Here is a 6,660-nt window from a genome sequence, read left to right as displayed (position 1 = left end):
ATCGTTTTTTCAGGACTAGACACAGATTTGTTTTTTAAAAATTCGGCTCACATAAAAAAGTTGGGGAGAAGTTATAAATTTTCATACAATGTCTTTTGTTAATAACTTCCCCGAAATTTTACTTCAAAAAATCCTAAATTTGAAATTCATTTTTTATCATTTTCAACAATTTCAAAACGTTTAAAACCAGTTAAATAAACGGTCAAAACCTTTATGGTTTCGACTCCTTTTCCTTTCCACCCCCTCTTTTGGAGGAACTGGTTGAGGGAGGAGAGGGCTGGAATAAGGCTTATGTACTTAATATTCGATACCGAAACTACAGGTTTACCAAAGCGTTGGGGCGCACCCATTTCTGACACGGACAACTGGCCGCGATGTATTCAAATCGCTTGGCAGTTGCACGATGATATGGGAAAACTCATCGAGCATCAGGATTATTTGGTAAAACCTGAGGGCTTTAATATTCCGTATGATGCTGAAAGAATCCATGGTATTTCTACTGAATTGGCCGAAGCTGAAGGGATTTCTTTAGCTGAAGTTTTAGAAAAATTCAATGTAGCATTGGCCAAATCCAAATTTATTGTGGGTCAGAATCTTGGTTTTGACATCAATATTATGGGTTGCGAATTTCACAGAATGGGAGTTGCTTCGCCAATGGGTTCAATGCCAATTCTCGATACCTGTACCGAAATTACGGCTTCCTTATTGCGATTGCCTGGTGGTCGAGGGGGGAAATTTAAACTGCCCACATTAACTGAATTACATCAATATTTATTTCAAGTTCCTTTTGGAGAAGCGCACAATGCCACTGCCGATGTCGAGGCAACAACACGTTGCTTTTTTGAATTAATTCGTAAAGAAGTTTTTACCAAAACGGAACTCGAAGTGGAGCAGGAATATTTCGAGGATTTCCAATTAAAAAATCCAAGAGAAATTCAGCTTATTGGGTTGCAACATATCAATTTAAAGGAAGCGTCTGATAAAATTCGCCAACAATTTGGAGAAAAACAAACCGCTCCTATTTCGACACAGGAACTTTCGGACAATAAACAGAGTTTAATCGACACCGATTTTGTTCATTTGCATAATCACACCCAGTTTTCGGTTTTACAATCGACAATTAGCGTTGCGGCTTTGGTGAAAGCGGCTTCACAGCAAAAAATGCCGGCCGTTGCCATAACGGACCACGCCAATTTGATGGGTGCTTTTCATTTTGTTCGGGATATTTTATACCATAATAAAGCGGCTGAAGCCAAAAATAAAGAAGCTGTCGAAAAAGGCGAAGAACCAACGGAAGTTTCGATGAAACCTATCGTTGGTTGTGAATTTTTTGTTTGCGAAGACCACAAAAATAAATCCCACAAAGACAATGGTTACCAGATTGTTCTTTTGGCGAAGACCAAAAAAGGCTATCATAATTTGGCTAAAATGTCTTCCATTGGTTACACCGAAGGATTTTATTATGTACCAAGAATAGACCGGAAAATCATTCAACAATACAAGGAAGACATCATAGTTTTGTCGGGAAATCTCTATGGAGAAATTCCAAACAAGATCTTAAATTTGGGTGAAAACCAAGCAGAAGAAGCTTTGCTTTGGTGGAAACAAGAATTTGGACAAGATTTCTATATCGAAGTGATGCGCCACAATCAAGAGGACGAAAACCGAGTGAATGAAGGCTTAATTTCATTGGCCAGAAAGCACGATGTCAAGATAATTGCTACGAATAATACTTTTTACATCGATAAGGATAACGCCAATGCACACGATATTTTGTTGTGCGTAAAAGAGGGTGAAAAGCAATCTACGCCAATAGGTCGTGGACGTGGCTATCGTTTTGGTTTACCTAATCAGGAATACTATTTCAAATCGGGAGAGGAAATGAAGAAAAACTTCAATGATTTGCCGGAAGCGATTTCGAACATTTCCGAAATTGTGGATAAAATCGAAATTTACAATTTGGCGCGTGAAGTTTTGCTTCCAAAATTTGAAATTCCAGTCGAATTTAATGTTCCCCAAGATGCAATTGATGGAGGAGTAAGAGGTGAAAATGCCTATTTGAGACATCTTACTTTTGAAGGGGCGAATCGAAGATACAAGGAAATAACTCCCGAAATTCAAGAGAGACTGGATTTTGAATTATTGACCATAGAAAATTCGGGTTATCCAGGTTACTTCTTAATCGTTCAGGATTTTATCGCTGAAGCCCGAAATATGGGGGTTTCTGTTGGGCCTGGTCGTGGTTCTGCGGCAGGTTCCGTGGTGGCGTATTGTTTGAAAATTACTAATATTGACCCACTTTTATACAATCTGCTTTTTGAGCGTTTCCTGAATCCCGATCGTGTGTCACTACCCGATATTGATATCGATTTTGATGACGAGGGACGTAGCAGCGTAATGGATTATGTGATTCGGAAATACGGTTCGAAACAAGTGGCCCAGATTATCACTTACGGTAAAATGGCAACGAAATCGGCGATTCGTGATACGGCTCGTGTGTTGGATCTGCCTTTATTTGAAGCCGACAAAATAGCCAAATTAATTCCGGGAATGATGCCTTCCAAATGGAATTTAGCACGTTTTTTAAGCGAGAAAGAAGACCTGATAAAGAAGGCAGTTCGCCCCGAAGAATTCGATAAAATCAAGGAATTAATTGGTCTTGCCAATGAAGGCGATTTGGCTGGAGAAACCATTCAGCAGGCAAAAGTCTTGGAAGGGAATCTAAGAAACACGGGGATTCACGCTTGTGGCGTGATTATTACGCCTAGTGATATTACTGATTTTGTTCCCGTGGCAACTGCCAAGGATTCGGATTTATATGTGACCCAATTTGATAACTCGGTGGTGGAAAGTGCCGGTTTATTGAAGATGGACTTCTTGGGTTTGAAAACCCTGACCTTGATTAAAGACACGGTCAAATTAGTGAAATACAGAAACGGAATAGATCTTAATCCTGATGAATTTCCTATTGATGATTTGAAAACCTACGAACTTTTTCAACGTGGAGAAACTGTTGGGATTTTCCAATATGAATCGGCAGGAATGCAGAAATATCTAAAGGAATTAAAGCCAACGGTTTTTCCTGATTTGATTGCCATGAATGCCTTATATCGTCCAGGACCAATTGCCTATATTCCAAGTTTCGTAAAAAGAAAAAATGGAGAGGAAGAGATTGTTTATGACCTTGAAGCCTGCGAAGAATTACTGAAAGACACCTACGGAATTACCGTTTACCAAGAACAAGTAATGCTTTTGTCCCAAAAATTGGCCGATTTCTCCAAGGGGGATGCCGACGTTTTGCGTAAAGCAATGGGAAAAAAACAAAAAGATGTTTTGGACAAAATGAAACCCAAATTTATCAGTCAGGCTGCAGCCAAAGGGCATGCAGAAGATAAACTGGAGAAAATTTGGAAAGACTGGGAAGCCTTTGCAGAATATGCTTTCAACAAATCGCATTCCACCTGTTATGCTTGGATTGCCTACCAAACCGCCTATTTGAAAGCGAATTATCCTGCGGAATATATGGCGGCAGTTTTGTCGAATAATATGAGCGATATTAAGCAGGTTTCCTTTTTTATGGAAGAATGTAAACGGATGGGATTACAGGTTTTGGGACCAGACGTGAACGAGTCGTTTTATAAATTTACGGTAAACGAAAATTATGCCGTTCGTTTTGGAATTGGGGCTGTAAAAGGCGTCGGAATGAGCGCAGTTCAAACCATTGTCGAAAACAGAAAAGGCGGAAAGTATAAATCTATTTTTGATTTGACCAAACGCATCGATTTGCGTGCAGCGAATAAAAAAGCATTGGAAAACTTGGCCTTGGCTGGAGGTTTTGATTCCTTCATTGGAACCACCCGAGCGCAATATTTTCATGATGATGGCGACGGAATCACTTTCTACGAAAAAGCCATTCGGTATGGGGCAAAATTTCAGGAAAATGAGAATTCATCGCAAGTAAGTTTGTTTGGGGAAAGTAGCGATGTTCAAATTGCAGAGCCTGTTGTGCCGCCTTGCGAGGATTGGAGCACGATGGAAAAACTCGCCAAAGAGAAAGAAGTTGTCGGAATTTATATTTCGGGACATCCGTTGGACGATTACAAATTTGAAATGCATTATTTCTGTAATTCAAAGTTGGAAGTGTTGAAAAATATGGAATTGCACGTTAATAAAAATCTGACTTTTGGCGGAATCATCAACAATGTGCAACATCGCGTGGCAAAAAACGGCAAGGGCTGGGGGATGTTCACCTTAGAAGGTTATGACGAAAGTCATGAGTTCAGGATTTTTGGCGAAGAATATTTAAAATTTCGTCATTTCTTGATTCAAAACAATTTTACTTTTATGAAAGTGATGGTAAAAGAAGGCTGGGCAGACCGCGATACGGGGAAAAAAGGCGAGCCGAGATTGCAGTTTATTTTGGTTCAATACTTACAGGATGTGTTGCCAAGTTTCGCCAAAAAACTGATTATTCATTTGAATATAAAAGATTTACAGACCGATTTAATTCATAAGTTGAGTTCTGTTCTTCAAGCCAATAAAGGGGAAAATCAAGTTACGTTTGAAGTTTTGGAGTTGGAAACAGTTAAAAAACAAATTGAGGTAGCGCCAATAGACATTGATGTTGATGAAATTATTATGGATGAAGATGGAAATATTTTAGAAACCGAAATATCCGAAACTATCATTGCCACCGAAGTAGAGGAAACAAAAGTGATTACCCGATTATCGATGCCAAGCCGAAAATTGAAAATCAAGATTTCGAATGAGTTGTTGGTGGAGTTGGAGAAGATGCAGATTAACTTTAAGTTGAATTGATAAGTTATAACAATTAAAAAATAGCTAAAAGTGATAAAAGTTACATATCTAAACCCAAATGTTTCTTTATCTTTGTATTCAAGTTTGCAACTTTAAAAATTTAAACTTTAAATAAAAAATAATATGGCATTAGCAATAACAGACGCTACTTTCGAGGAAGTAGTTTTGAAATCAGACAAACCAGTAATGGTAGATTTTTGGGCAGCTTGGTGTGGTCCTTGTAGAATGGTGGGACCAATCATTGACCAACTTGGTGAAGAATACGCAGGAAAAGTGGTCGTTGGAAAAGTAGATGTTGACGCAAACCAAGAATTTGCCGCAAAATACGGAGTGAGAAATATTCCAACAGTTTTGGTTTTTCATAAAGGAGAAGTGGTAGGAAAACAAGTGGGAGTTGCTCCAAAACAAACTTATGCTGACAGTTTAGACGCATTGTTGTAATCAATAGATTGTGATTTAAATAGAAAGGTTTGGCGAAAGTCAAACCTTTTTTTATTTCAAAACGAAACACTTTAAACGTCATATCCCTTCTAAACATTTTTCTTATATTTGAAAGATGAAGATTGAATCGCAAATAGAGAAAATTTCCAGTTTCCAGCATCTTGAATTGTTGGCCAATCAAATTGTGGAAGGATTCATTTCAGGAATGCACAAAAGTCCCTTTCATGGTTTTTCTGCAGAATTTGCCGAGTACAAAGTATATAACGTTGGCGAAAGCACGAAACATATCGATTGGAAATTGTTTGCCAAAACGGATCGGTTGTACACCAAGCGATTCGAGGAAGATACCAATTTGCGTTGCCACATCATCATCGATAATTCGTCGTCGATGCATTATCCAAAACTTAAAGACACCGAAAATTTCTTCCAAAACAAGATTGGTTTTTCCGTATTGGCTTCAGCTGTTTTGATGAATATTTTAAAGAAGCAGCGCGATGCCGTTGGGTTAAGCGTGTTTTCGGATACGTATGAATACTATGCACCCGAAAAAGGGAGTGACCGTCACCATCGAATGGTATTGAATACTCTCGAAAATCTTTTGGAGAAACCTAAAGTTCAAAAACACACGGATACTATAACGTTCTTGCATCAAATCGCCGAAAAAATTCACCGTCGTTCGATGATTATCCTGTTCACGGATATGTTTCAATTAGGCAACGAGGAAGCACTTTTTAATGCCTTACAACATTTGAAACACAACAAACACAAAGTGGTCTTGTTTCATGTTATTGACAATAAAACCGAATTGAATTTTGACTTTGACAACGCTCCAAGGAAGTTTATTGACTTAGAAACCGGTGATGAGGTTAATATTTTTGCCGACAATGTGAAGGGAGAATACGAAAAAGGAGTACGTAGTTACTTTAAAAAACTGGCTTTAACCTGTTCACAAAACAAAATTAAGTATGTTCCGGTTGGGGTTGAGGATAGTTTTGAAAAAGTATTGACTGCATATTTGGTTGAAAAACAAAACTTTGGCTAATACAGCAAAACTTTATTAAATGTTTTTCGCAGAAACACTTGTAGAAACAAAATTCTATAGTATATTTGCAACCGCAATAAAGCAGAGGTTTGGTAGTTCAGTTGGTTAGAATACATGCCTGTCACGCATGGGGTCGCGGGTTCGAGTCCCGTCCAGACCGCTAATCCCGATAGCTATCGGGAGGGAAGAAGCGATTCAGAGATGAATCGCTTTTTTGCCCAATAAAAGCATCTAAAATAGTTGTGTTGTTTTCGTCACGTTACAAGACGCGGCGGGTTTAGTAGTTAGACCAATGAAAAGCTTTCCACTTTGTGGATGGCTTTTTTTATTTAATGATTGTCCCGTCCTGAAATAGCGAT

General features: G+C 38.5%; 3 protein-coding genes and 1 tRNA gene. All 4 read left to right on the top strand.

From position 1 onward, the window contains the following. Window positions 1–291: 291 nt before the first annotated feature. The 4 genes from dnaE (at window position 292) to B2145_RS01250 (ending at window position 6,461) form a co-directional block, all read left to right on the top strand. On the top strand, window positions 292–4,818 hold the full coding sequence (gene dnaE, locus B2145_RS01265; RefSeq protein WP_291097322.1) for a DNA polymerase III subunit alpha: 4,527 nt from the start codon (window positions 292–294) through the stop codon (window positions 4,816–4,818). 123 nt (window positions 4,819–4,941) lie between these two features. Beyond that, on the top strand, window positions 4,942–5,259 hold the full coding sequence (trxA, locus tag B2145_RS01260) for a thioredoxin (protein WP_291097320.1): 318 nt from the start codon (window positions 4,942–4,944) through the stop codon (window positions 5,257–5,259). 115 nt (window positions 5,260–5,374) lie between these two features. Further along, window positions 5,375–6,301 carry a DUF58 domain-containing protein gene (locus B2145_RS01255; RefSeq protein WP_291097318.1) on the top strand — a complete coding sequence of 309 codons (927 nt, stop codon included), beginning with the start codon at window positions 5,375–5,377 and terminating at the stop codon, window positions 6,299–6,301. 86 nt (window positions 6,302–6,387) lie between these two features. After that, window positions 6,388–6,461 (top strand) — tRNA-Asp (locus tag B2145_RS01250). Window positions 6,462–6,660: the final 199 nt, after the last annotated feature.

Source organism: Flavobacterium sp. UBA5153 (assembly GCA_002413745.1).
Classification (GTDB): domain Bacteria; phylum Bacteroidota; class Bacteroidia; order Flavobacteriales; family Flavobacteriaceae; genus Flavobacterium.
Note: the sequence above shows the minus strand (reverse complement) of the source record. Positions and strands in the feature narration are given on the sequence as shown.

Bases quoted from the DNA above. Each gene is read 5' to 3' on its own strand.
- dnaE (WP_291097322.1), top strand. From the start codon at position 292: ATGTACTTAATATTCGATACCGAAACTACAGGTTTACCAAAGCGTTGG.
- trxA (WP_291097320.1), top strand. From the start codon at position 4,942: ATGGCATTAGCAATAACAGACGCTACTTTCGAGGAAGTAGTTTTGAAA.
- B2145_RS01255 (WP_291097318.1), top strand. From the start codon at position 5,375: ATGAAGATTGAATCGCAAATAGAGAAAATTTCCAGTTTCCAGCATCTT.